This window comes from Gluconobacter sp. P5H9_a, assembly GCF_018812085.1.
In the GTDB taxonomy this organism is placed as follows: domain Bacteria; phylum Pseudomonadota; class Alphaproteobacteria; order Acetobacterales; family Acetobacteraceae; genus Gluconobacter.
Genome location: NZ_JACRVW010000002.1, coordinates 416,130 through 440,485 on the forward strand (window position 1 = coordinate 416,130; position 24,356 = coordinate 440,485).

Annotated in this window: 24 protein-coding genes and 1 tRNA gene; 15 read left to right on the top strand and 10 right to left on the bottom strand. The window is 56.7% G+C overall.

Going from position 1 to position 24,356, the window contains the following annotated elements; all coding sequences use genetic code 11:
- Positions 1-30 precede the first annotated feature (30 nt).
- A complete protein-coding gene (locus KP708_RS03710) occupies positions 31-630 on the bottom strand; it encodes a hypothetical protein (protein WP_202207579.1) in 600 nt (199 codons plus the stop codon).
- A gap of 189 nt (positions 631-819) precedes the next feature.
- On the opposite strand from KP708_RS03710, the gene KP708_RS03715 reads away from it, so the two are divergent.
- Entirely contained in the window at positions 820-1,044 is a 225-nt protein-coding gene (locus KP708_RS03715) for a DUF3126 family protein (RefSeq protein ID WP_215750442.1), read from the top strand.
- Between the two features lie 11 nt (positions 1,045-1,055).
- Here the strand turns inward: KP708_RS03715 and KP708_RS03720 are convergent, their stop codons facing one another.
- Complete coding sequence (locus KP708_RS03720; RefSeq protein ID WP_215750443.1) at positions 1,056-1,589, bottom strand: DUF2939 domain-containing protein; 534 nt, start codon at positions 1,587-1,589, stop codon at positions 1,056-1,058.
- Positions 1,590-1,686: 97 nt separating this feature from the next.
- Here KP708_RS03720 and KP708_RS03725 point away from each other — a divergent pair, with 97 nt between their 5' ends.
- The 4 genes from KP708_RS03725 to pyk all read left to right on the top strand — a co-directional run bounded on the left by KP708_RS03725 (position 1,687) and on the right by pyk (position 5,298).
- Positions 1,687-2,460, top strand: a complete 774-nt coding sequence (locus KP708_RS03725) for a HesA/MoeB/ThiF family protein (RefSeq protein ID WP_215750444.1) — start codon at positions 1,687-1,689, stop codon at positions 2,458-2,460.
- Complete coding sequence (locus KP708_RS03730) at positions 2,457-2,834, top strand: DsrE family protein (protein WP_215750445.1); 378 nt, start codon at positions 2,457-2,459, stop codon at positions 2,832-2,834. The genes KP708_RS03725 and KP708_RS03730 overlap by 4 nt, the downstream gene beginning before the upstream one ends.
- Before the next feature lie 79 nt (positions 2,835-2,913).
- Positions 2,914-3,843 carry an SH3 domain-containing protein gene (locus KP708_RS03735; protein ID WP_215750446.1) on the top strand — a complete coding sequence of 310 codons (930 nt, stop codon included), beginning with the start codon at positions 2,914-2,916 and terminating at the stop codon, positions 3,841-3,843.
- Positions 3,844-3,867: 24 nt separating this feature from the next.
- Positions 3,868-5,298 (top strand): pyruvate kinase, encoded by a 1,431-nt coding sequence (gene pyk, locus KP708_RS03740; protein WP_215750447.1) that lies wholly within the window; start codon positions 3,868-3,870, stop codon positions 5,296-5,298.
- A gap of 51 nt (positions 5,299-5,349) precedes the next feature.
- On the opposite strand, the gene KP708_RS03745 is transcribed toward pyk, so the two are convergent.
- Together KP708_RS03745 and KP708_RS03750 are read right to left on the bottom strand one after the other, a co-directional pair.
- Complete coding sequence (locus KP708_RS03745; protein WP_215750448.1) at positions 5,350-6,228, bottom strand: prephenate dehydrogenase/arogenate dehydrogenase family protein; 879 nt, start codon at positions 6,226-6,228, stop codon at positions 5,350-5,352.
- Complete coding sequence (locus KP708_RS03750) at positions 6,228-7,397, bottom strand: lysylphosphatidylglycerol synthase domain-containing protein (RefSeq protein ID WP_215750449.1); 1,170 nt, start codon at positions 7,395-7,397, stop codon at positions 6,228-6,230. The genes KP708_RS03745 and KP708_RS03750 overlap by 1 nt, the downstream gene beginning before the upstream one ends.
- 138 nt (positions 7,398-7,535) lie before the next feature.
- On the opposite strand from KP708_RS03750, the gene hpnA reads away from it, so the two are divergent.
- Genes hpnA through hpnC form a run of 3 tightly spaced genes read left to right on the top strand, consistent with a single transcriptional unit; the run spans position 7,536 to position 10,530 of the window.
- Complete coding sequence (gene hpnA, locus KP708_RS03755; RefSeq protein ID WP_215750450.1) at positions 7,536-8,531, top strand: hopanoid-associated sugar epimerase; 996 nt, start codon at positions 7,536-7,538, stop codon at positions 8,529-8,531.
- Positions 8,531-9,673: a glycosyltransferase gene (locus KP708_RS03760; protein ID WP_215750451.1), complete on the top strand. Its 1,143-nt coding sequence runs from the start codon at positions 8,531-8,533 to the stop codon at positions 9,671-9,673. The genes hpnA and KP708_RS03760 overlap by 1 nt, the downstream gene beginning before the upstream one ends.
- A complete protein-coding gene (hpnC, locus tag KP708_RS03765; protein WP_215750452.1) occupies positions 9,670-10,530 on the top strand; it encodes a squalene synthase HpnC in 861 nt (286 codons plus the stop codon). The genes KP708_RS03760 and hpnC overlap by 4 nt, the downstream gene beginning before the upstream one ends.
- 39 nt (positions 10,531-10,569) lie before the next feature.
- Here the strand turns inward: hpnC and KP708_RS03770 are convergent, their stop codons facing one another.
- Together KP708_RS03770 and KP708_RS03775 are read right to left on the bottom strand one after the other, a co-directional pair.
- Complete coding sequence (locus KP708_RS03770) at positions 10,570-11,745, bottom strand: pyridoxal phosphate-dependent aminotransferase (RefSeq protein WP_215750453.1); 1,176 nt, start codon at positions 11,743-11,745, stop codon at positions 10,570-10,572.
- 83 nt (positions 11,746-11,828) lie between these two features.
- Complete coding sequence (locus tag KP708_RS03775; protein ID WP_215750454.1) at positions 11,829-12,272, bottom strand: cupin domain-containing protein; 444 nt, start codon at positions 12,270-12,272, stop codon at positions 11,829-11,831.
- 136 nt (positions 12,273-12,408) lie between these two features.
- Here KP708_RS03775 and hpnD point away from each other — a divergent pair, with 136 nt between their 5' ends.
- The 4 genes from hpnD (at position 12,409) to KP708_RS03795 (ending at position 17,279) form a co-directional block, all read left to right on the top strand.
- Positions 12,409-13,284 (top strand): presqualene diphosphate synthase HpnD, encoded by an 876-nt coding sequence (gene hpnD / locus KP708_RS03780; protein ID WP_215750455.1) that lies wholly within the window; start codon positions 12,409-12,411, stop codon positions 13,282-13,284.
- A 5-nt stretch (positions 13,285-13,289) separates the two neighbouring features.
- Positions 13,290-14,585 (top strand): hydroxysqualene dehydroxylase HpnE, encoded by a 1,296-nt coding sequence (gene hpnE / locus KP708_RS03785; RefSeq protein ID WP_215750456.1) that lies wholly within the window; start codon positions 13,290-13,292, stop codon positions 14,583-14,585.
- A 73-nt stretch (positions 14,586-14,658) separates the two neighbouring features.
- A complete protein-coding gene (gene shc / locus KP708_RS03790; RefSeq protein WP_215750457.1) occupies positions 14,659-16,647 on the top strand; it encodes a squalene--hopene cyclase in 1,989 nt (662 codons plus the stop codon).
- Complete coding sequence (locus KP708_RS03795; RefSeq protein ID WP_215750458.1) at positions 16,647-17,279, top strand: hypothetical protein; 633 nt, start codon at positions 16,647-16,649, stop codon at positions 17,277-17,279. The genes shc and KP708_RS03795 overlap by 1 nt, the downstream gene beginning before the upstream one ends.
- Here the strand turns inward: KP708_RS03795 and KP708_RS03800 are convergent.
- The 3 genes from KP708_RS03800 to KP708_RS03810 all read right to left on the bottom strand — a co-directional run bounded on the left by KP708_RS03800 (position 17,247) and on the right by KP708_RS03810 (position 20,615).
- Positions 17,247-18,608 carry a sodium:solute symporter family transporter gene (locus KP708_RS03800; RefSeq protein ID WP_215750459.1) on the bottom strand — a complete coding sequence of 454 codons (1,362 nt, stop codon included), beginning with the start codon at positions 18,606-18,608 and terminating at the stop codon, positions 17,247-17,249. The two genes, KP708_RS03795 and KP708_RS03800, sit on opposite strands and share 33 nt — an antisense overlap.
- A gap of 85 nt (positions 18,609-18,693) precedes the next feature.
- Positions 18,694-19,494: an RlmE family RNA methyltransferase gene (locus tag KP708_RS03805; RefSeq protein WP_046901679.1), complete on the bottom strand. Its 801-nt coding sequence runs from the start codon at positions 19,492-19,494 to the stop codon at positions 18,694-18,696.
- Entirely contained in the window at positions 19,491-20,615 is a 1,125-nt protein-coding gene (locus KP708_RS03810) for a Ppx/GppA phosphatase family protein (protein ID WP_046902098.1), read from the bottom strand. Before KP708_RS03810 ends, KP708_RS03805 begins: the two co-directional genes overlap by 4 nt.
- Positions 20,616-20,773: 158 nt before the next feature.
- On the opposite strand from KP708_RS03810, the gene KP708_RS03815 reads away from it, so the two are divergent.
- The 3 genes from KP708_RS03815 (at position 20,774) to KP708_RS03825 (ending at position 23,882) form a co-directional block, all read left to right on the top strand.
- A tRNA-Gln gene (locus tag KP708_RS03815) sits at positions 20,774-20,847 on the top strand.
- 150 nt (positions 20,848-20,997) lie between these two features.
- Complete coding sequence (gene guaB / locus KP708_RS03820; RefSeq protein ID WP_202207559.1) at positions 20,998-22,491, top strand: IMP dehydrogenase; 1,494 nt, start codon at positions 20,998-21,000, stop codon at positions 22,489-22,491.
- 56 nt (positions 22,492-22,547) lie between these two features.
- A complete protein-coding gene (locus KP708_RS03825; protein WP_215750460.1) occupies positions 22,548-23,882 on the top strand; it encodes an RsmB/NOP family class I SAM-dependent RNA methyltransferase in 1,335 nt (444 codons plus the stop codon).
- Here the strand turns inward: KP708_RS03825 and KP708_RS03830 are convergent.
- Complete coding sequence (locus KP708_RS03830) at positions 23,824-24,354, bottom strand: GNAT family N-acetyltransferase (protein ID WP_202207557.1); 531 nt, start codon at positions 24,352-24,354, stop codon at positions 23,824-23,826. The two genes, KP708_RS03825 and KP708_RS03830, sit on opposite strands and share 59 nt — an antisense overlap.
- Positions 24,355-24,356: the final 2 nt, after the last annotated feature.

Here is a 24,356-nt window from a genome sequence, read left to right on the forward strand (position 1 = left end):
AAGCCGGGATAAATCCCGGCTTTTTCGTTCTTACTTGGCGGGCTGAATAACCGACTGTGTCTTGTCGTCGGTGAATTTCGGCACATATTTTCCGGACTGGTCGGAGTATGTTGCCGAGGTGCTCTGTGCCGGTGTTGCCGGTGGGTGGAAGGCCGACACCGGACCGAATGGACCTGCATTTACACGATGCATCGTCGACTCTCTCTGGCGAGCACAACCCCGGGTGATGATGGAGCAGATACCGTCAGTGCCGATATATTCGTCGTCATTTCCCGTGTAATGCACTTCGGAAACACGATCATGGTCCAGTCGAAGGACCATACGGCAAGTTGTGCCGCCGCCGCCAAAAGCAGACTGATAAATGCTGATAATGGACTGTGCAGGAATCAGACCTGAATCAGAAGAAATGGTAGGAGTGCTCTGCGTACCATCGTACTGCCAGATCTCTGTCGTATCGTTAAGCTTCTTGGTGCTTCCTGGAAGACCAGCACAGGCCTGAAGATCGTATCCGGTCATACCGACCATCTCGAACTGGGCCTTGTGAGCGTTACGGGAATCAAAATAACCGCATCCGGAAAGAGCTGCCGTTGTGACGAGAGCTCCGAGTGTACGGAAGAGGAAGGGGCGCATTCTGTCTCCTTTGCGCGGGGTCAGGATGAACTGCCCTACACCATTCCGGACAGGACCGAATGGACAGGGCAAAATAAGAAGAGCCCGATTTCTACAACACGAAACCCATTCAGGGTAGGGGAGACGGGTTCCTTTAAGGGTAACGATGAGCTACAGGGCAAGACCTTGCCAAACACAGGAGTGCCACTCATGGCCGATATGACCCCTTCCGAAGTGACACGCCTTCAAACGACGCTGCAGCGTCTTCTAGGATCGCCAAAGCTCGCAGTCGTTAAGCCTGCACGTAAGGGAATGAGTGTTGAACTTGCCGTTTCAGGCGAAGTTATCGGCACGGTTCATCGTGACGAAGATGAAGGCGAAGTCTCATACGCCATTCACATCACAGTTCTTGAGGAAGATCTTCCTCCGGCCTGAACGGCCCTTGTTCAGGGCCGCGGGGCAGACTGCGGCAGTTCAAATCGCGTGATTTTCCAGCCCCAGTGCTCGAACTTCATATGAAGGACGAATGGAGTCTGCCCCGGCTGGTCCACCTGAGCCTCAAACTTGTTCAGGCTCACAAAGTGAGCATGCAGGCCACCAAGTACTGGCCAGCCACCACTGGAAGAATACCCGGAAGATCCCGCAGGCATCAGCTGACGCGCTGTCGTCATAAGAGTAGCGGGAGAAAGCTCCGTATCAATCGCGTTCGATATCGCATTGCCGGCAAAAGAGCTGCCAAAATCCGGCAGATCATCGTCTGAGGCAGGGGCGGGTGGCCTGAACTGCTCCTTGAGGGAATGTGTCAGGGAACTCCAGTCCACATGAGGGATCAGGCGCGCAGGGTTATTGCCCTTCAGGGCGCGATCAATATCCCACAATGCCAAAAACGGAGAAACAGCGTAGGCAGCCAGCACGGCACCCGCTGTAACACCCAGTCCTTGCCGGGCTCGGTATGATATTTTCCAGAAAGAATTTTTCACGCTCGAGCCTCCGCACAGACCCTGAAAATCAGGAGAAGGTAGACATCTGTGAATCTAACGTCTTTCCGTCTGAAAAGTCAGCAATTATCTTGTCCTGATGAACCTTGATTTTTCTGATGCCGAACTTGAGCGATATTCCCGTCATATTCTGCTCCCGCAGGTGGGGGCCATTGGGCAGGCGCGGGTCAGGCAGGCCTCGGTCCTGATTGTGGGAGCAGGAGGGCTCGGAACTCCTCTTGCACAACAACTGGCTGCATCCGGCGTTGGGCACATCGGCCTGATGGACTACGACCATCTGGAGCTTAGTAACCTTCAACGGCAGGTTCTCTACACAACACAGGACATTGGCCGCCCTAAAGCTGAAGTGGCCGCAGAACGGCTTGCAGCGCTCAATCCGTTATCTCGCGTCACGGCGTACTGCACCCGTGCAACAGCAGAGACGCTGGACGAGCTTGTTCCGCACTACAACCTCATTTGCGACGGCACTGACAATTTTGAGACGCGCCTCGCTGTCTCAGATGCCTGCGTAAAATATGGCCGTACACTTGTCTCGGGCGCTATTCAGGGATTTTCCGGGCAATTGGCCGTTTTCAGGCCTCAGACTGGCGGCCCCTGCTATCGCTGCCTGTTCCCCGAAGCCGCACAGACCGAGGCCCCAACATGTGGCCAATCTGGAGTACTCGGCGCGGCAACAGGCGTCATGGGAAGTTTGATGGCTGTTGAGGTGATGCGCGAGCTTATGCAGCTTGAAGGGCGGAATGAAACACGCCTCATGATCTGGGATGCTCTAGGCGCAACCATGCGGAGTTTTGCTCTGGCCCGGGATCCCTCCTGTCCAGTCCACACCGACAACGAAAGCACACCGGCGTGAAACCTCCTGTTTTTCTGACGCTAGCAGACGATTCCTGGCAACGCGCGCACTATGCTTTTATCGTCGCTGCTGGAATGCTCTCCCTAGGGCGTGCAGTTACAATTTTTGCTGGCGGCAAAGGTGTTCACGCACTGGCGAAAGACTGGTCAGGTCTTGCAGGCGTTATCCCCGATGATGAACTTGCCGCTCGCGGCGTCCCGGGTTTCAGTGAATTGCGTGATGCCTTGATCGAATTCGACGTAACACTCATGGCGTGTGAAACCGGACTTGCTCTGACGGGCCTCAAACCGGATGCCCTTATGGAAACCGTTTCCGTACGGGGTATTGTAACCTTTCTGGAGCAGGCGGGAGACCGCCCGATCACGGCACTATGAGTGTATGCCTTGGGACAATTCGACAGTTTTGTGATTTGGTGACTTGCCGAAACCTTCTACCCTTGGCAGGGATGCGGTCATGAGAACGCTTGTCACCCCTCTGTCCCGAACACTCCGTTGCCGTCGGTTTCTGCTGGCTGTCACGACTGGCACAGCTCTGCTGGCCGTCCATCCCGCAGAAGCACGTCACCACAAGCATGAGCACGCGGCGAAGGCTGATGCCTCTACTGCCAAGGCCTCTCATGCAAAAAAGAAGGCGGTGAAAGCCAAGAATGACAGTGCCGGGGCGGTCAAGGCACCTCACCATGCATCACATCACATCTCTGGCAAACATGTCGCCCCTGTAGCGGCGGCCGGAGCCGGAGCGGCAGCCGCCGCGGCCGTTACGAGTCAGCCCGCAACAGCGCAGGCAACGCCGGATGTCCCCTCCACAGACCCGACCGACAAGGGCAGCAACACGGGGCTACCTTTGCCTCGATATGCAGCTCTCCGCGCAGACAAGGTCTATATGCGGCGCGGCCCGGGCGATCGCTATCCCATCGACTGGGTTTATCATCGCCGCGGACTACCGGTTCAGATCGAGCGCGAATTCGATGTATGGCGGCTTGTCGAGGACTCCGACGGTCAGAAGGGATGGGTTCATCAGGCAACGCTTTATGGCAGCCGAACCTTCGTAATTCCGGGCCTACCCCCTGAAGGCGTGAAAGCCCAGACAGGAGAGGCTTCTGCCAAGGACGGAGACCACATTGGTCGTGCAGATGCACGGGTTCTGGGTCACGTCACCACGCAGGAAGAAGCCCGCGCGCATAAAAGTGATGTTCTCCTCATGAGCCATCCGGAGGAAGACAGTAGCGTGGTTGCTGTCCTCCAGCCGGGCACCGTAGGCAATATCAAGGCCTGCCCACAAAGTTCTCAATGGTGCCACGTGGTCGTCAAAGGCTACGAGGGATGGCTGCCACGTCGTCTGTTCTGGGGTCTTCTCCCAGGAGAGACGATTCAATCCAACTGATTTTTCTTGCGAGGACGCCAACATATGACATCCAGCTCCCATCATCGTCGCACGCGGATCGTCGCAACTCTTGGCCCGGCATCGTCCTCGCCTGAGATGATCCTTGCTCTGGCCGAAGCGGGGGTAAATGTCTTCCGTCTCAACTTCTCACACGGTGCACACGAAGACCATGGCGAGCGTCATGCCGCGATCCGTGCAGCAGAAGCAAAAGTTGGCCGACCACTCGCCATTCTTGCCGATCTTCAGGGCCCGAAACTGCGCGTTGGTGTTTTCGAGAATGGCCCGGTCATCCTTGAAGAAGGACAGCCGTTCCGTCTGGATCTGGACAGAACGCCCGGCAACACAGACCGCGTCTGTTTGCCACACCCGGAGATCATTTCTGCCGCCAAGCCAGGCAGCCACCTCCTGCTGGATGATGGCAAGCTCAAGCTGCGCGTCGTCAATGTCATCGAAGGCGCTCTGGAAACGGAAGTTGTCATTGGCGGCAAGCTGTCTGAACGAAAGGGCGTGAACGTCCCTGACGTAACGCTTCCTATCCCGGCGCTGACAGAGAAAGATCGCAAGGACTTCGACTTCGCGCTTTCTCTCGGTGTGGATTTCATTGCACTCTCCTTCGTGCAGCGGCCTGAAGACGTTGAAGAAGCGCGCAATATCGCCAAGGGCCGCGCAGCGATTGTGACGAAGCTCGAAAAGCCACAGGCAATGGATGACCTGGAGCGGATCGTTCGCCTTTCAGACGCGATCATGGTCGCTCGTGGCGATCTTGGTGTCGAGCTTCCCCCGGAAGAGGTGCCCGTCGCTCAGAAGCGCGCTATTGCTGAGGCCCGTCGTCAGTGTCGTCCGGTGATCGTGGCGACACAGATGCTGGAAAGCATGATCGAAAGCCCAACGCCAACACGCGCCGAAGTTTCTGACGTTTCCAACGCCGTTTATGATGGCGCGGATGCTGTCATGCTTTCAGCGGAAAGTGCGGCCGGCAAGTATCCGATCGAAGCAGTTTCCATCATGGCGCGTATTGCATCTCGTGTTGAGCAGGACGTCGAATGGCGTCTGCGCATGGACCGCTCCCGCCCGAAGCCGGAAGGGACGGTTCAGGACGCGATTGTTCAGGCCGCCTGGCAGGTTAGCACCGCGCTGAACGCCCGCACCATTGGCGTTCGGACCCAAGGCGGCGGTGGCGCCCTGCGTATGGCTCGTGAACGTCCTCACTGTCCGATCCTCGCCGTCACCCCTCATCAGGAAGTGGCTCGTAGACTCTGCGTTGTCTGGGGCGTCTTCCCTCAGGTCGTAGAGAAAGAGCATATTGCTCAGAGCATTGAGGAACTGGCTGCACCAACAGCTGCCATGGCACTGTCCATGAAGCTGTGCCGCAATGGGGACCATGTCATCGTTTTGGCTGGCCTGCCTTATGGCGTGGCTGGAAGCACAAATACGCTTCGCATTACAACAGCCTGATTTTAAATCATTTTCCCTTCCTGTGAGTTTTCTTACAGGAAGGGAAAATACTCAGGCCTGTCGATTTTCGATCAGTGTGCGCCGGATGGCTCGACCTCTCTCAATCCGGCTCGTAATCGCTACCTCATCACCTTCACGTATCGCCTGCGCCATACCTTGAGCATCTGCGACGAAGCGATCCAGCGTCTCTAGCAGGACGTCCTTGTTGGCGATGAAGATATCTCGCCACATGACGGGATCAGAAGCCGCAATACGTGTGAAATCACGAAACCCCGACGCTGCATAATCGAGAACGGCTGCACGGATTTCTTCGGAAAGATTGTCCGCCGTATCGCAGATCGTGAAAGCCAACAGATGGGGAAGATGACTCACCATGGCACAAATACGGTCATGCTTGTCATCAGGAAGAATTTTTGTGCGAGCGCCACAAAGCTCCCACAGCGTCTGGATCTTCTCTACGGCAAGCTCATTTGCGCCCTCTGGCGGCACGAGCAGCGACCAGCGGTTCTCAAAAAGCGTTGCAAAACCAGCGTCTGGCCCTGAGTGCTCGGTTCCAGCCATAGGATGACCAGGAACATAATCCACACCAGCGGGCAGGAGTGCCTGTATTGTAGGTCCTAGTTTCCCGCGTACAGATGCGACATCCGTCAGAATCGCTCCCGGTCGCATGTGAGGCAGAAGAGCGCGCGCCGTAGCCTCTACCGCTCCGACAGGAACGCAGATCATCACGCACTCAGCCTGCGCTGCCTGCGCCATATCGTCTGTAACGACGTCGGCAATCCCGAGCTCCCGTACGCGCTCAAGAACAGCAGGATTGATATCAGCCGCGATCAGCATTTCCGCCAGTGCGCCCATTTCCTTGGCGCGCCGCAGGACAGACGAGCCGATCAGTCCAGGGCCAATGACTGCCAGAGAACGAAAAAGCGGCATTACAGGGTACGCGACGCGGCTGCGAAAGCTGCGTCGTCCTCTTTTTCATTTTCACGATTTGATGATCCATCCTTGCTGACAGATCCAGTCATCGCAGTCGTTCTGGCTTTTTTCAGAACAGAAGAGACTGCGTCTTCATGCGAGCCGACAAGAGTGGCCCGTTCCTTACGAAGACGATTCATCTCCACGACCTGCCATCCGAGAAGAACAGGGATGCCGATGAGGATGTCACGCCCGCGACGGAGCAGGGACAGACTAAGGGATATCTGTGAGTCTATTCCAAAAATCAGGCCAAGCGCGACATATGCTGCTTCCTGCACACCGAGGGCAGCCGGAACCAGAAAACCAGCTGACATGATTCCACACACCACTCCCTCAATGGCAAGTGCGGACAGAAACCCGACGTGGGCGCCCAAAAGCTCCAGAGCAGTCCATGTGGCGACTGCACCACCGACCCAGCAACTAAAATGAACGATTGCGCCAAGCATAATTCGATCCGGGCGCCCCCAGAGCGCTTCCAGGCGAGCCTGAAAGATGTCCGTATTTCCGATCAGGCTTTCTCGCCAGTCAGCGGCGATGTGGCGTCCGAAGAACGTGGCAGTTTTGCGGATCATGGACCCACCACGATGCTGCGTCCATATGAAGCCAGCAATCCCAAGAGACAGCAGCACCATGCCGCCCATCAGAGGCCAGATAAATCGTGCCGCTCCCTGATGGCCAACGAGGCAGAGAATCGCAACGAGAATAAAGGCAATCTGCCCCAGAACCTCTGTTGTGATATCGACCAGATTAGCCGCCACACCTTCCGGCCAGTGCAGATCTTCACCATCGACGTCCCGAGCCTGATGCCCGGCCAGGGTCGCACGGACGCCAAGGACCATTCCGCCAAGCTGGGAAAAGGGCAGGCAGGCCCCAGCCGCATCGCGGACAAATCGCGCGCCCGTCAATCTTGCCAGACCGATCTGCGGTACTGCTGCCTTCCAGGCAAGGCCGAGACCTATATCCAGAACAAGCTGGATCAGCACCAGAAGGAAGAAACCTCCGACGCCAACTTTTCCAAGAGCTTCCATGACTGGCTGGATGCCTGCCTTGGCGGCAATGAATGTGAAAAGAGCCACACCCAGAAGGGAGAGAATAATAGGGAGAGTTTTTTTCAACGTCTTCGTCACATACCGTTCGCAACACGCTCTAACCCACAGCTCTGCAATATTCCAGTCTTGCAGACGCTTTCCCCCGAAAGCCACCGGCAGTATGGTGGCCGAAAAATTTCAACCTGTTGCTGATGAGCCGAGGAGAAGATTGCCACCATGAACGATGTCACACTCGTTACAGGGGCTACCGGGTTCGTCGGTTCTGCTGTTGCCCGCGTGCTCCGGGAACGTGGGCACCGCCTGCGTCTGTTCGTTCGCGAAAACTCGGACCGTTCCAACATTGCAGAGCTCGACGCGGAACTTGCCATCGGGGATCTGTCTGATCCGACGACCCTTCCTGCCGCTCTCAAAGGTGTGAAGATCCTCTTTCACGTCGCTGCCGACTACCGACTCTGGGTCCCGGACCCTTCCGTCATGATGAAAGCGAACGTAGACGGCACACGGAACCTTATGCTTGCAGCGCTTGAAGCGGGCGTAGAAAAGATCGTGTACTGTTCATCCGTTGCCGCTCTGGGCCTGAACAAGGATGGGACGCCAGCTGACGAAGAAACATACGTCACGGAAAGCAGCGTCATCGGTACGTACAAACTTTCCAAATATCGAGCGGAACAGGAAGTCCTGAAGCTGGTTCGGGAGAAGGGCCTACCAGCCATTATCGTTAATCCATCAACCCCTATCGGCCCGCGGGACATCAAGCCAACACCTACGGGGCAGATGATCCTCGACTGCGCCTCGGGCCGAATGCCTGCGTATGTTGAGACTGGACTGAACATCGTTCATGTAGACGATGTTGCTGAAGGCCATGTTCTCGCTTTGGAACGCGGCAAGATTGGCGAAAAATATATCCTTGGTGGCGAGAACATGATGCTGGGAGACCTGTTCCGGCTCACCAGTGAAATCGCCTGCGTCAAGCCGCCCCGGGTCAAGCTCAAGCAATCCTGGCTCTATCCAGTTGCCGTGGTTTCCGAATGGCTTGCGCGAGGATTTGGGATCGAGCCTCGCGTGACGCGCGAAACACTCGCCATGTCCCGGAAGCTTATGTTTTTCTCATCGCTCAAGGCACAGAGAGAACTGGGCTATGCACCCCGCCCTGCACGGGATGCGATCGCTGATGCAATTTCCTGGTTCCGTCTGCATGGACGTATGAAATAATGCTGTTTGGAAGCGCACTTACCAGTCTTGGAGCCTGGATTTACCTCTCACTCTTCCATGGGAAATTCTGGCAGGGTGGTCCAACTCTCAAAGCAGGCTCGTCACCGCCTTGCGCACCAGATGTTGCGATCGTGGTGCCGGCACGTGACGAAGCTGAGTCCATTCAGTCTTGCCTGAAATCTCTTCTGGAACAGGACTACGATGGCAAACTTTCCGTCATTCTCGTGGATGATAACAGTACGGACGGAACCGGGGATCTGGCACGCGCCGTACCTGACCCCCATAACCGGCTGATTGTCCTCACCGGAGCGCCCCGGCCGCCTGGGTGGAGCGGCAAGCTGTGGGCCGTGAACCAGGGTGCCCAAGAGGCCCTGAACCACATTGGGCCTTACGGCTATATTCTATTCACCGACGCCGATATCATGCATGCGCCGCAGCATCTGGCCACGCTTCTGGCCAAGGCCCGGGAAGACGATCTCGACATGGTCTCAGAGATGGTCGCCCTTAACTGCGAGAGTTCGGCTGAACGCTTTCTGGTTCCAGCTTTCGTTTACTTCTTCGCCATGCTCTATCCGTTTGCCTGGACGGCCAGTGAACGGTCCCGCATTGCGGGAGCAGCGGGAGGAACGATCCTTCTTCGTAGACGCGCTCTGGAGCGGATTGGCGGCATTGAAGCCATTCGAGGTGCACTGATTGATGACTGCACACTCGCAGCACATGTCAAACGATCAGGCGGTCGTCTCTATCTGGGACACAGCGAGCTTGCGTGGTCAGTTCGGCCCTATCGCGGCGCTAAAGACATCTGGGAAATGATTGCCCGGACAGCTTACGTCCAGTTGCGCCAGTCTCCATTGCTGTTGCTGGCGACCATTCTGGGAATGACGCTGATCTGGCTTCTCCCTGTCGGGCTGGCGCTTTTTGGTAAGGGGCGCACGAGAAAAGTCGGACTTCTGACCTATCTCGTGTCTTGCGCAACCTTTCTGCCAACCTTGAAAAGGTTTGGTCTCCCATTATGGCGGGCGCTACCGCTACCATTCGTCGCGGCCTTTTATATGGCTGCTACCGTCGGCTCAGCCATAGACCACCACAGAGGGGTCGGCGTACGCTGGAAAAATCGTTCCTATACGGATGAGGCATCGTGACAGAAGACATCTGGGGGACGAAAGACGTCACCTCCGCCAAAGGCAAGACTGACGAAAATTTTCCTGTCGGCTCTCTGCTGATTTCCCGGCGCCTGCGCCCGTATGTTCACACATATTACAATTTCGCCCGCGTTGCCGATGACATGGTGGACACTCCCGACCTGACGCCCCAGCAGAAAATTGCGCGGCTGAAAGGGATGGCTGCCGTCATTCGTGGGGAAATCCAGGCACCTCAAAGAGCGGACGCGCAGACAGCCGTAAAATTAAGAGAGGTGCTTCTCAAAACAGGCGTTCCGCTTGAGACGGCGACAGATCTCCTTGAAGCATTCTGCATGGATGCCGAGAAGACACGTTATGAGAGCTGGCAGGAACTCCTGCATTACTGCCGGTATTCGGCTAACCCGGTCGGGCGTTTTCTTCTGCTGCTACACGCAGAAGGGCAGGAAACTCTGGCGCCATCAGACGCTCTGTGCTCCGCATTGCAGGTCATCAACCATCTTCAGGATGCATCTGAAGATCTGAAGACGCTGGATCGCTGCTATATTCCGCTTCCATGGCTGGCTGAAGAAGGCGTTACCATCGACGATCTTCGGCTTGTGCGAAGCAAGCCAGGCCTACGCCGTGTTTTTGATAGAATGCTGGATGGGGTGGATACGCTGAATCGCGAAGCCCGCGGATTACCGATGCTGATCAAGGATCGCCGGATGCGGCTCGAAGCTGCTGTTATTGTGGAGCTATCGCATATTCTGACGCGCAAACTGAGACGTCAGGATCCTGTTGCAGAACGCGTTTCTTTGACGAAATCAGACGGCGCAAAGGCACTGCTTCTGGCTATGCGCTACTTTCCATCGAACTAAATAAGATGAGGGAAGGCTTCAGGCCTCCCCTCAGGCAAATCAGCCGATAATACGGTCTAGCGCCGCACAAAACTTCTTCATGTCACTCATCGAGCCAACCGTAATACGAGAGGCATTTGGCCAGATCGGCCAGGAACGACCAATGATGATGTTTTCCTTCAAGAACGCATCCTTGATCGGTGCCGCAGGACGCTTCCAGTCAATCACGAACATGTTCGCATCAGAAGGAATGAAGCTGATTCCCTTCTTCTGAAGGTGCTCATACGTCATGGCGCGGGCTGCAATCATCTCACGACGGCGCGCATCAATGTCTGACGTCATTGTCAGGCTCTTCGTGCCGCAGATTACAGCAGGGACTGGCAGCATGTGCGTCTGGTTCACGCCATCATACCGCATCATTTTTTCATGCAGGGCCGGTGGCGCCATGCTGAATCCCAGCCGCAGACCGGCCATGGCGAACATCTTCGAGAACGTCCGCAGGACAACTACATCGCGTCCTTCAGCAACGAGCGAAACGGCGCTCGGGGCGTCAGAGAAATGGATGTAGGCTTCATCAACCAGAACAATGGAGTCTTTAGGCTTGTTCGCAACCAGCCAGCGAATATCTTCCAGCGGCGTGATGGTGCCGGTCGGATTGTTCGGTGAGCAGATGTAGTAAACGCCGGCATTCGGATTAGCCTTCAGCATCGCCTTCACATCGGTCTTATAACCGTTCGATGCGTCCAGCGGCACCTTGGCCAACGGAATCTTGAGCCACTCAGAAGCCACCCATCCGGCTTCGTAGCTTGGGTCAGCTGTGACCAGACCGCGCGTCGGGGAACAGAACGTCACGATCGTACGACAGAGCGGGTCGGACGAACCACCCCATGGCAGAATGCAATTTTCTGGGACGTTGTCGATCTTGGCAGCTGTGCGGATCAGATCTTCGCGGGTATGGCCACTCGGATCATACCGGTTTCCCTCGAAAACGGCAGCGGCACCCGCCTTGGCAGCTGCTGGAAAAGGACCTGTCCAGCATTCATTGCTGCCGATGCGGACCATCTTGGTGACATCACCGGGCGGCAGCGCGGTGAGGGGGGAAGCCTCCGCACGCCCAACAAGGGACCGAACTGCCATGCCTGCACTCATCAGTGCAGCCACGCGGCCCAGACTACGACGGGAATAACCGCGTGAGAGAAGATCGTCTTTTGCTTCAGGGGACAGGCAGTCGGTCATGCTCGGCTCACGCTCCTAGTGTGTCTGAAAACATACTAGAAACGAAACGATCTGTCTGTCAAAGCCCGAAATGAAATCGGATTTCAGTATTCCGGTTTCTGCTTGTCCACGGGGATAAAGGTCGGCTTCCCCTCAACGCCCGCATAGGTCAGCAGAAGAACGGTCGGGACATCTCCTGACACACCACGGTGCACATCATTCACTGACTCCGCAAAGGCTTCGCCCTGATGAAAGGTTCTGGTTTTGCCACTCTCACGGTCTTCAATTTTCAGCGTTCCCTGCAGGACATAACCAGCGTTTGGAAATGGATGGACATGCCAGGGCAGGGCCGTATGAGGCGGAATGGTCAGCCGGATCATGCTCACTTCAGGCTGGGACGTGGAATACGGCGTGTAGGTTACTCCGTTCCAGGAATGGGATGCGTTCAGCAGGTGATCAGCATGGGCGGTGACTGTCGACGATTCTGCATGGGCAACTGAACCCGCAGTCAGGCAGGACAGAAGGATCAGAGACAAACGGAAATTCATCGGATACTCCTTTAGGCAGAGTGTTGCCATTTGGCATCATACAAACGTATGGCATCCCATTCCGTTCGTGTCGGCTTTGTGACATCCCGGTTTGGGGCTAGAACGCAGAATTTCTGAAACAGAACAGGTGACAGACATGGTTTTCAGCAGGGCGCGTGCTTTTTCTGGTCTTCCCTGCGCGCAGGCCGATCTTGACCATGTTGCGCACATTGTCACAGCCTCCGGGACATCTTTTGCCAGAGGTATGAAGGTCTTACCGGCTGCGAGACGGCAGGCCATGTTTGCGATCTATGCGTTCTGCCGGCAGGTCGACGACATTGCCGATGGAGACGCTGGCGTCGCTGATCCCGCACAGGCCTTGCAGGAATGGCATGAACGCATAGACCGGCTGTATCAGGGAGAAACGCGAGACGCGCTGGACCGTGTTCTTGTCGCAGCGATCTTCCGTTTCCAACTGCAAGCCAAAGATTTCCACGCAGTCATTGATGGCATGGCCATGGACTGCGGCGCCCCCATTGTCGCGCCTGACGAGAAAACCTTGGATCTGTATTGCGATCGTGTTGCCTCAGCCGTGGGCCGCCTCTCGGTTCGTGCCTTCGGAGACTCTTCTGCTGCGGCTGACCGTGTCTCCAAACATCTGGGGCGGGCCCTCCAGCTTACCAACATTCTGCGCGACATTGCTGAAGATGCAGCGCGAGACCGGCTGTACCTTCCGTCAGAACTGCTGGAACGCTTCAACGTACCCAATAATCCAAAAGAAGCTCTGTACGCACACGGCCTGGATGATGTGGCACGTATCCTGAGCCGCCGCGCTCATGATCATTTCCGTGAAGCACGCCGCGCAATGAAAGAATGCGACAGCACCGCCATGCGTCCAGCACGCATGATGGCAGCGTCTTATGAGCCTGTCCTGAACGCCCTCGAAAAGCGTGGATGGAAAAACCCGGAGCTTTCTCCGAAAGTCAGTAAAGGCTGGCGGGCAGTCCGCGCTCTGGCGGCATACGTGAAGTAAGCCCGATGAGCCACGTTCATATTATTGGCGGAGGCCTGTCCGGTCTGTCTGCTGCCGTAGAACTTGCCGCCCAGGCCCAGGTCACGATCTATGAAGCGGGCCCTGCCTGTGGCGGACGCGCACGCTCTTTTCATGACCGCACGCTTGATACCCTGATCGACAACGGCAACCATCTTCTGCTGTCGGCCAACGGCCTGACATTCCGGTATCTGGATATTCTCGGCGCCCGTCACACACTGGCAGGCCCCGGTATTCCGATCTTTCCCTACTATGATCTGGCAGAAGATCTGGCTTGGACACTTCGCCTTTCCAAAGGAAAAGTCCCGTTCTGGGCATTACCTGGCGGTCGCCGCGTTCCAGGCATGAAGCTTTCCGAACTGGCGTCCCTCGGGCGTTTCCTGAAGGCTGATGACACAACCATTGTGGAAGAATGCCTAAAACCCGGTCAGTTGAGCCGACGCCTCCTGGAGCCTTTCGCCATTTCGGTTCTGAACACAGACCTGCACACTGGTAGTGCACTGTTGTTGGGAAACGTCATCCGGAAGTCTCTGGCACAAGGCGGTATGGCCTGCTGCCCCTGGTTCCCAAAAATTGGCCTATCTGAAACACTGGTCGACCCAGCGATTTCATATCTGATCCGTTACCATGCGACGGTCCGCACGGGCGTTCGTGTTAGCACCATCATCAGAGAGAATGGCCGCGCGACTGCCATTGAGACGACGGAAGGCCGCATTGAGCTTGGACCGGAAGACCACGTCATTGTCGCTACACCCGCTCCAGTAACCCAGAACCTGTTGCCAGAACTGGTTGTGCCAGACGCGTTCGAGAGCATTGCAAATGCGCATTTCAAACTTGCTGCGCCCGTAGAGGCGAGGGGCGTCGTCGCTCAGGCAGGTTTTGTAGGTCTCGTGGGTGGTATTTCAGAGTGGATCTTTCTGAAAGGCGACGTCCTTTCCGTCACGGTTAGCGCCGCTAATCGCTACGCAGATCGGGACAGCAACGAGATGCTTGCCACCATCTGGTCTGAAATCCGGCGTGCTCTTGATCCTATCCTGCCTCAGCCACTCCCGGTCGCGATGCCACCTGCTCGGCTGCTACGGGAAAAACGCGCTACATTCGCCGCGACACCAGAGCAAAACCGCCGTCGCCCCAAAGCGAAGACAGACACCGTAAATATGGCACTTGCGGGAGACTGGACGGATACGGGGCTTCCCTCAACAATCGAAGGGGCCATTCAATCCGGACTGGCAGCTGTCAGCGCTCTGGGTTTCCGTTCTGCCGTGAAAAACACGGAAACGTGATGAGTGCTCTCCAAACCATGGCTGTAACACAACTCCCGAGAATGAGGGCTGCATGTCCCGGGAGACCTGAACAATGCTGATCTATCCTGATGAAAAGGAGGACCGTGTGAGCGAGACCCTTTCCCACAAGCCTGTCGACGCCGAAAACGTCAACCGTGCCATTGAGGGGGCCCATGCCGCTCTGGGCAATCGCCAGAAAGACGACGGACATTGGGTTTTTGAACTTGAGGCAGATGCGACCATTCCTGCCGAATACGTTCTGCTAGAGCATTATCTTGATCGTATTGATCAGGAAAAGCAGGACAAGATCGGCGTTTATCTGCGCCGCATTCAGGGCGAACATGGGGGCTGGCCGCTTTATTTTGGTGGCGGCTTTGACTTGTCCGCAAGTGTAAAAGCTTACTTCGCGCTCAAGGCCATCGGGGACAGTATAGACGCGCCACATATGCGTCGCGCCCGCGAAGCCATCCTGGACCACGGCGGGGCCGCCCGGTCCAATGTGTTCACACGCATCCAGCTTGCCCTGTATGGTGAAGTGCCTTGGGATGCGACGCCTGTCATGCCGGTTGAGCTCATGCTGCTCCCGCGGAAGGCGTTCTTCTCAGTCTGGAACATGTCGTATTGGTCACGATGTGTGCTGGCGCCGATGCTGGCAGTGGGAGCTATGAAGCCTACTGCCATCAATCCGCGTGGCATTCATATTCAGGAACTGTTTGTCAAACCACCTGAGCTGGTCAAGGACTGGATCCGAGGCCCATACCGCTCAATCTGGGGACGGGCTTTCAAACATCTGGACTCTGCGCTTCGGCCTGTCCTGCCGCTCATTCCTAACCGCATCCATGAGAAGGCCATCAAGGCTGCCATCAACTTTATCGAACCGCGCCTGAGTCGTGGCGGCCTTGGAGCGATCTACCCTGCCATGGCCAACGTGGTCATGATGTATCGCGCGCTTGGCGTGCCCGATAGCGATCCGCGCGTGGTCACGGCATGGGAGTCCATTCAGGACCTTCTTGTTCAAAAAGAAGACGAAATTTACTGCCAGCCCTGCGTTTCACCTGTGTGGGATACAGGACTGTCAGGGCTTGCCATGATGGAAGCGGCATCCGGTGCTCATCCCACCAAACGGGACGAAACCATCGCGAAGCTCAAGAAAAGCGCTGAATGGCTGCGGGACCGCCAGATCCTGGATGTCAAAGGAGACTGGGCGGTCAACACACCCAATTTACGTCCGGGCGGTTGGGCTTTCCAGTACGAAAACGATTACTACCCGGATGTGGATGATACGGCTGTTGTCGGTATGCTTCTGCATCGTGTTGATCCTGAAGAGAACCGTGAAGCCATTGAACGCGCACGGGAATGGATCATTGGGATGCAAAGCACCAATGGTGGGTGGGGCGCATTCGATATCGATAATGATCTCGAAATGCTGAACCATATTCCATTCTCGGATCATGGCGCGCTCCTGGACCCACCAACCGCCGATGTGTCCGCACGGTGCATTTCTTTCCTTTGTCAGCTTGGTCATCCGGAAGACCGGCCAGTCATCGACAAGGCACTGGATTACCTGCGCAAAGAGCAGGAAAAAGAAGGCTGCTGGTTCGGTCGCTGGGGTACGAACTATATCTACGGCACCTGGTCTGTTCTCTGTGCCCTGAACATTGCGGGCATCTCCTATGATGACCCGATGGTGAAGCGCGCCGTCACATGGCTGGAAGATGTTCAGCGTGCGGATGGCGGATGGGGCGAAGATTGCGCAACCTATGAAGGCGCGCCTCCAGGCACATACAAGGAGAGCCTTCCGTCACAGACCGCCTGGGCTGTTCTCGCGCTGATGGCTGTAGGCCGCCGTGATAGTGAAGCCGTTAAGCGCGGCATCAACTTCCTGACATCAAAGCAGGATGATAACGGCGAATGGCAGGAAGACGCCTATAACGCTGTTGGCTTCCCGAAGGTATTTTACCTCCGCTATCACGGCTATAAACAGTTCTTCCCGCTTCAAGCTCTTTCACGTTACCGCAATCTGGGAACCAGCAACACTGGTCGCGTGGAATACGGTTTTTGATGCTGGGTGTTCTAGTGGGAATGAAGCAGGAAGCGCGCATCATTCGCCGTTTCCTGCCGGACGCACCGATTGCTTTGAGCAATGCTACAGCATCAGGCGCTGTGGCAGGAGCCGAGAGGCTTCTGCGCGCTGGGGCCACACGTCTGCTATCCTTCGGGTGCGCTGGCGGACTGTCAACCAGCGTGAAACCGGGCACGATCATCGTGGCAGATCGTGTTGTCATGAGCGGTACAAGTTACGAGGCCGATGCGGGTCTGAGCATACAGTTCGGAGCAGACCATGCCCGTCAAGGGCGCATTCTTCATAGCGACAGCCTCATCGAAACGGCGGAAGAAAAATCCCGTCTCTACGAAACCACAGGCTGCATCGCCGTCGATATGGAAAGCGGCGCAATAGCCAGAACCGGCAAGCCTTTCGCAGTCCTTCGTGTCGTCTGCGATGATTCAACCCGCAGCCTGCCGCCAGCTGCACGGGATGGCCTCAAGGATGGCGCCATCCATCTTGGCGGACTGTTGTCCTCTCTCGTCAGGCAGCCATCGCAGATTCCTGCGCTCATCGAGCTGGGCAAAGATGCTGCCATGGCTCAGAAAGCAATGGCCTTATTTCTGGAAGCCCATCCGCCGCAGCTGTGAGAAAACCCTAGCTCCCGCAAAAGTCGCCAGAACGCCTGCGGGCACCAGCCAAGGGAAGGCGATGGGATGACCTCCAATCCTGACCATCGCCAGACCGGCCAAAACAACAACGGCTGTTAGAAAACCGGCAATCCCATTTGCCTCATCTCGTGAATGTCCGACCATAGCCAGCAAAAACACTCCAAGCGTCGCACCATAGCTGTAAGACGCGATTGAGAGCCCGAATACGACGGCAGAGCCAGTCGGGTGAGAGAAAGACAGCGCGGTCACAACAAGAAGAACAGCCCAGAAACAGGTCGCCGTCCGCAGGGACAGCGTCTTCTTCGGAAAAAAATCGCTTTTTGTCGCGGCTGCCATTGAATTCATGGCGCTGGAAAGAGATCCCATTGTCGCAGCCAGAATACCAGCTACGAGCAGTCCGCGCAGAATAGGGGGCAATGTCAGAACAAACTGCGGGAAAAGTGCGTCTGGGGCACCGTGATAATCAGGCCAAAGCGCCCTTAACCCCACCCCGACAAAGGAGAGCAGGGCGAACAGCAACGCCACGACAAACACACTTCCAATCATCGCTGCCCGCGCGCCGTTGAGCGTCTTTGCTGCGAGGCAACGTTGAAGCATGAGTTGGTCTGTACCGTGTGAGGCAAGGGAAAGAATTGCGCCGCCAACAACAGCTCCGGCTACGGAAAAAGGATTGGTGAATGCTGGCAATCCCGCAGTAAACATGGGAGCCGCATGAAAAATATCAGTCCCTGAGCGGCTGAACAGCACGACCCCACACGCGACACTGCCGCCGAGATAGAGAAGCAATTGAAGCGTGTCGGACCAGACGACAGCCTTCAGACCACCGGCCAGCGTATAAGCCAGCGTGAGAATGACAATCCCCATGAGCAGGACAATATCCGGAATGGGATAGCCGATACTCGCACACAACAGGGAAACCGGAATCATGCCAGCGTACAAACGCACACCTTCGGCAAGAAGGCGCGTCAGCAGGAACGTGCCAGACACCAGCTTCTGAAGACGCGTTCCGAACCGCTGACCGACATACCGATAGATGGATGTCGCGCCCCGCTCATGCAGAGGCAGAAACCACCAGGCAACAGCCACGCGTCCGAGCAGATACCCGACTGCCAACCCCAGAAAGACATATCCGTGCAGGTATGCCACGCCAGAAACACTGACGATCGTCAATGTGGAGGTTTCGGTTGCAACTAACGAAAGACAGATAGCCCAAGGCGGAAGATCTTTATGCGGTTGCCGCGCCAGAGTGAGCGCAAAAAGCGGCAACGACACGAGATAAAGCAGGATGACAGTAAGGCTCTGGATCATCCTGTCCGTTCTGTAGGTGGAACGTGATCCGGTCAAGCACCGGAACTGACGAGCGCCTTTAAAAAAGCGCTCGTCAGTTCAACGATCAGCCTTCGTCGCTTAGTCGCTCGGGGCGGAAACCCGTGGCAATGACATAAAGTTCGCTTGATTCCTTACGGGAAGCAGGCGGCTTAACATGCTTGACCGAAGAGAAGGCTTTCTTCATGGACTCAAGCATCTGTTTTTCAGACCCCCCCTGAAAGACCTTGGCCACGAAGCTTCCGCCTTCAGCCAGTACCTGAACTGCAAAATCCAGTGCACCCTCTGCCAGTCCCATAATCCGCATATGGTCTGTTGCGGCATGGCCCGTTGTGTTGGGAGCCATATCAGACATGACAAGATCTGCTGGACCGCCGAGAATTTCTTTCAAGCGATCAGGCATTTCCGGATCTGTGAAATCCCCTTCAATGATCTCGGCACCGCTGACGGGATCGACAGGGAGGAGGTCCACGCCTGCAATGTTGCCAGCACCACGTTTGACTGCAACCTGAGACCAGCCGCCTGGGGCCGCTCCCAGATCAATGACGCGCGCACCGGGCTTGATGATGTGAAACCGATCATCAATTTCAATCAGCTTGAAGGCTGCACGTGAACGCCAGCCCTGTTTGCGGGCTGCCGCAACATAGGGATCGTTGAGCTGCCGGTTCAGCCAGCGCTGCTGTGCCGTGGTGCGCCCACGAGCTGTTCTGAGGGTGACGACCTTATTACGGGCTGTCTGTGAAGTAGAGGCGTCCTGAGTAGCGTCAGCTGCACCTGGTGCGGCAGCACTCTTGAGAGCTTTTCCAGGGATGCGCTTGGGTCCCGTATCCTTTTTGGAAGAACCGGAGCGGGATCTGGGCGGCTTCATATCGTGGCGTAATTCCCGAGAGGGCCCCTCGAACGGGGCGTTACATGTCGATGGGTCCTGCGGCGTTCTCTAGTGAAACGCTGACCATGATCGCGGGCCATACGCAGCAGCATGCCATCACGCAACCCCCGATCGGCAATCGTGACCTCTTCTATAGGCCAAGTCCGATGAATTGCCTCGAAAATTGCGCAGCCCGGAAGAACATACTTTACGCGATCCTGTCCGACACAGGGATGCATCGCCAAATGATCGCGCGAAAGGCTCCGGAGCGTATCGATGGCACTTCGCATGATTTGTCCCGGCAAAGTCAGGCCATCAATCGCCGCGCGATTATAGCGGGGCAGGGCCAGAGCAACACCGGCAAGGGTCGTGACAGTCCCTGACGTACCAAGCAGGCACGCATTCCCCTGTGCGACTTCACGGCGGATGCGATGAACATTCTCAAAACCTACAAGGTGGCTCTGCACGTGAGAAACCATCTCTTCATAGGAAGAGCCATGGCCTTCACCGAACATCTCCTGAAGCGTGATAACACCCACAGGCATACTGGTTGTGCCAATCAGTGTCTGAGACTTACGTTCTTGATCAACACGCACCCATGCAACTTCAGTGGAGCCACCACCAATATCAAACAGAACGCCACGTTCGGATTGAGAAGGTGGCCGTGACGGCATCCGGAAGAGGGGAGAACAACTCTCCAGCGCGAGCTCTGCTTCCTCACGCGCCGTAATGATATCGATGGTCAGACCGATTTCACTCTGCACACGTTCAAGGAACTCGCGACCATTCACGGCGCGACGGCAGGCTTCGGTGGCCACAGCGCGAACATGGGAGAGGGGCCATTGCCGCATACGCTCGACACAAATACGCAAGGCATCGAGCGCGCGTGTCATAGACTCTTCAGCCAGTCGGCCGCTGACACGCAGACCTTCGCCCAGCCGAACGGATCTGTTGAAACTGTCCACGACCCGAAAACCATTCGGTGTGCCTGCGGCAATCATCAGCCGACAGTTATTCGTCCCAAGATCAATCGCCCCAAAGAACGGACCGGCCTGACGGGCACCAGACGCGCGAATTTGCGCCTGACCTGAAAGCCTTTGCTCCGTTCCTTGCCTCATCATCTTGTTTAGGCTCCCGATTTTGCCCGTGCTGGGACCTTGAATATGCAGCATGAGACGGGAAAACGTCTTACCGCAAGAAAAATATCAGTTTTTTTAAAAAAAGTGGAAAGACCCCCTTGCGTCACTCAGCCGTGATGGGTAAACACCCACTCACCGCTTGGGAGATAGTTTAGCGGTAGAACTACCGGCTCTGACCCGGTCAGCCCTGGTTCGAATCCAGGTCTCCCAGCCAACAAATTCCTTAAAATCTACCGCAAAAAAGAGACTTCCCCTCTAGGGGGGAATTAGTCTATGAGGACCCGCCAACGGCCGGCTGGGCCTCTTGGCCCCCGGTTCAGACTTCAAGCGTCCCACGACGCATGACCAACGGGGGCCAGCGGGCATGACATCCTCTTCCTGCACAACTGATTTTAACGCACGCATACGTGAAGCACTGGCGTTCGACGATGTTCTCGTCGAACCGGCTGAATCGTCCGTGCTTCCGGCCCAGACATCCACCCGCACACGCCTGACGCGCACCATTGAGCTGAACATCCCTTTGATGTCCTCGGCCATGGACACAGTCACGGAAGACGGAATGGCCATTGCCATGGCCCAACAGGGCGGCATGGGCGTTATTCACAAGAACCTCTCTATTGAAGAGCAGGCCGAGCAGGTCCGCCGCGTCAAGCGCTTCGAATCTGGGATGGTGGTCAATCCTGTCACCGTTGGGCCGGACCAGACACTGGCTGAAGTCAACGCCATCATGGCTCGCCACGGTGTCTCTGGCCTTCCGGTTGTGGAAGAGGGAACCGGTATCCTGGTTGGCATCCTGACCAACCGTGACGTCCGTTTCACCACAGACCTGAACACCCGCGTCCGTGATCTGATGACGAAGGACAATCTTGTCACGGTTCTCAATGGCGCTGCCCCTGAAGAAGCTCGCGCTCTGCTGCATCGTCACCGCATCGAAAAGCTGTTGGTCGTTGATGAGGGCGGTCGCTGCATCGGCCTCATCACCGTCAAGGACATGGACAAGGCGACAACGCATCCGCTCGCCATCAAGGACGCGCAGGGACGGCTTCGCTGTGCCGCAGCTGTCGGCGTTGGGGAGGACGGCCTGAACCGTGCTGCCGCCCTCGTGGAAGCCGGTGTGGACGTTATTGTGGTTGATACCGCTCATGGCCACTCCCACGGCGTTCTAAGCACCGTCCGGACACTGAAGGAGCGTCACCCAGGTCTTCAGGTCATCGCAGGTAACGTCGCGACCCCGCAGGCGGCTCGCGCCCTTATTGAAGCCGGAGCAGACTGCATCAAGGTGGGCATCGGTCCGGGGTCCATCTGCACAACGCGCGTTGTTGCCGGTGTGGGCGTGCCGCAGTTCTCCGCCGTCATGGAAACGGCAGCAGCCTGTCATGAGCTTGATGTTCCGGCCATCGCCGATGGTGGCATCCGGACATCCGGTGACATTGTAAAGGCCATTGGTGCCGGTGCTGACGTCGTGATGGTTGGCTCGCTGCTGGCCGGCACGGACGAGAGCCCAGGCGAAACGTTCCTGTATCAGGGCCGCTCCTACAAATCGTATCGCGGCATGGGGTCCCTTGGGGCTATGGCCCGGGGCTCTGCTGATCGGTACTTCCAGGCTGAAGTGCGCGATACACTGAAGCTAGTTCCGGAAGGCATTGAAGGACAGGTTCCTTACAAGGGTGGCATGGCACCAGTCGTGCACCAGCTTGTTGGTGGCCTGAAAGCTGGCATGGGCTACACCGGATCTGCCACGGTTGCGGAACTTCAGGTGCGCACCATGTTCCGTCGCATCACAAATGCGGGCCTTCGTGAAAGCCATGTCCATGACGTGACAATCACGCGTGAAGCCCCGAACTATCGCCGGGACTGACATTTCCTGTGCATTGGCCTCTCGCTTTGAGAGGCCAAACCGGCTACGGGGGCGATATGACCCCCGCAGCTCGCCTTTCCGGCGCCATTGATCTGCTTTGTGCGATCCAGAATGCGCCCCGCCGTCCCGCAGACGCTACCGCTAACGCTTTTTTCCGTGAACGCCGTTATATAGGCGGCGGAGACCGGCGCGCCATTTCCACGCTTGCCTGGGATGTGCTGCGTGGCTGGCGGCGGCTGCACTGGCACCTGGAAGGCAGCCAGGGCGAAATTTCTCCACGCCTGCTATGTGCTGCCTCCATGCTGCTAACCGGCACAACGATGGATCAGGTTCGCATGTTATTCAGTGGCGAGCGGTATGCTCAAAAGCCTCTGACGCCGCGTGAAGATGTGAACCTTAAGCATCTGGAAGGAAAAGAACTTTCTACCCAGAAGCAGCCTGTAGCAGTCCGCCTCGAATATCCGGACTGGATTGAGCCAGCCCTACGCGAAACTTTCGGATCCCGCATGGCTGACGAAATGGAAGCCATGCTCGGAACCCCGACTTTGGATCTTCGCGTAAACCTTTTGAAGGGCACCCGCGAGGACGGTCTGCGCGCTCTGAGGAGTGAGGGCCTGAATGCCGTCCCAACCAAGCTGTCGCCGTGGGGCCTGCGCCTCGATGGCCGTCAGCCGGTTACGGCAGCACAGGCCTTCAAAGATGGACTTGTAGAAATTCAGGACGAGGGCTCACAGCTCGTTGTCGCGGCAGCTGGCGCCCGGCCGGAACACCGCGTTCTGGATTACTGCGCTGGAGCTGGCGGCAAGACTCTTGCCCTTGCCATGACCATGGAGAACAAGGGCCATATCGTTGCCTGTGACGTTCATGAAAAGCGCCTTGAAGGGGCTGTCAAACGTCTGCGTCGGGCAGGGGTGCATAATGTTGAGCGGCACCTGCTCACCACMGGCGACAAATGGGCCAAGCGTCGTGCCGCAAGCTTTGATCGCGTCCTGGTGGATGCACCCTGTTCAGGCACCGGCACATGGCGCCGCAACCCGGATGCACGACTGCGACTGACACCTGAAGACATTCAGGAACTTGTTATCAAACAGTCCGAAATCCTTGATCGCGCAGCATCTTTGGTCAAATCCGGCGGCCGGATGATCTATGCGACGTGCTCTCTTTTGGCCGCTGAAAACGGGCAGCAGATTGATGCATTCCTGAAGCGTCGGACAGATTTTGTTCGTGTAGCTACGGAAGACCTACCCGATCTTCTGCCAGCCGAACTCCGCGAAAAGGCTCAGTTTTCCCTGACGCCCCTTCGTGACGGAACGGATGGCTTCTTTGCCTGCGTCATGCAGCGGGTTGAACAGAAGGCTGAGACGGCACAGGAAGAAGCTCCTTCCACATAACAAGCGCATCCACATACCCTTGCTCAGGGTGGTTGAACGCACCGGGTAGCGTTCCAACCACCCTGAAACCAAGATGCTTCCAAAGCGCAATGGCTCGCAGATTGGTGCTGACGACAAAGTTGAACTGCATCGCCCTGTATCCGAGCGCCTGCGCCTCTTTCAGGGCATATCGTCCCATTGTCGCTCCGGCACCATATCCTGTAGCTGCGACAAAACCAGCATTGGCGACATGCTGACCGCCGCCCTTCTGATTGTCCTGCACATAGAATGTGCCCACAATCTGGCCGGTCTTTGTCTCGGCAACATACACACGATGCTCGACGGCCATCCAGTACGCCAGAGCCTGACGACGGCCCCACGTTCGTGGTAGAGCGTACGTTTCCCCAGCCTTGAGAACAGGTGCCAGCAAGCGCCAGATACCCTCCCGATCCAGGGACTGTGCCGGACGAATGGTCAGGATCGTTTCAACCATCG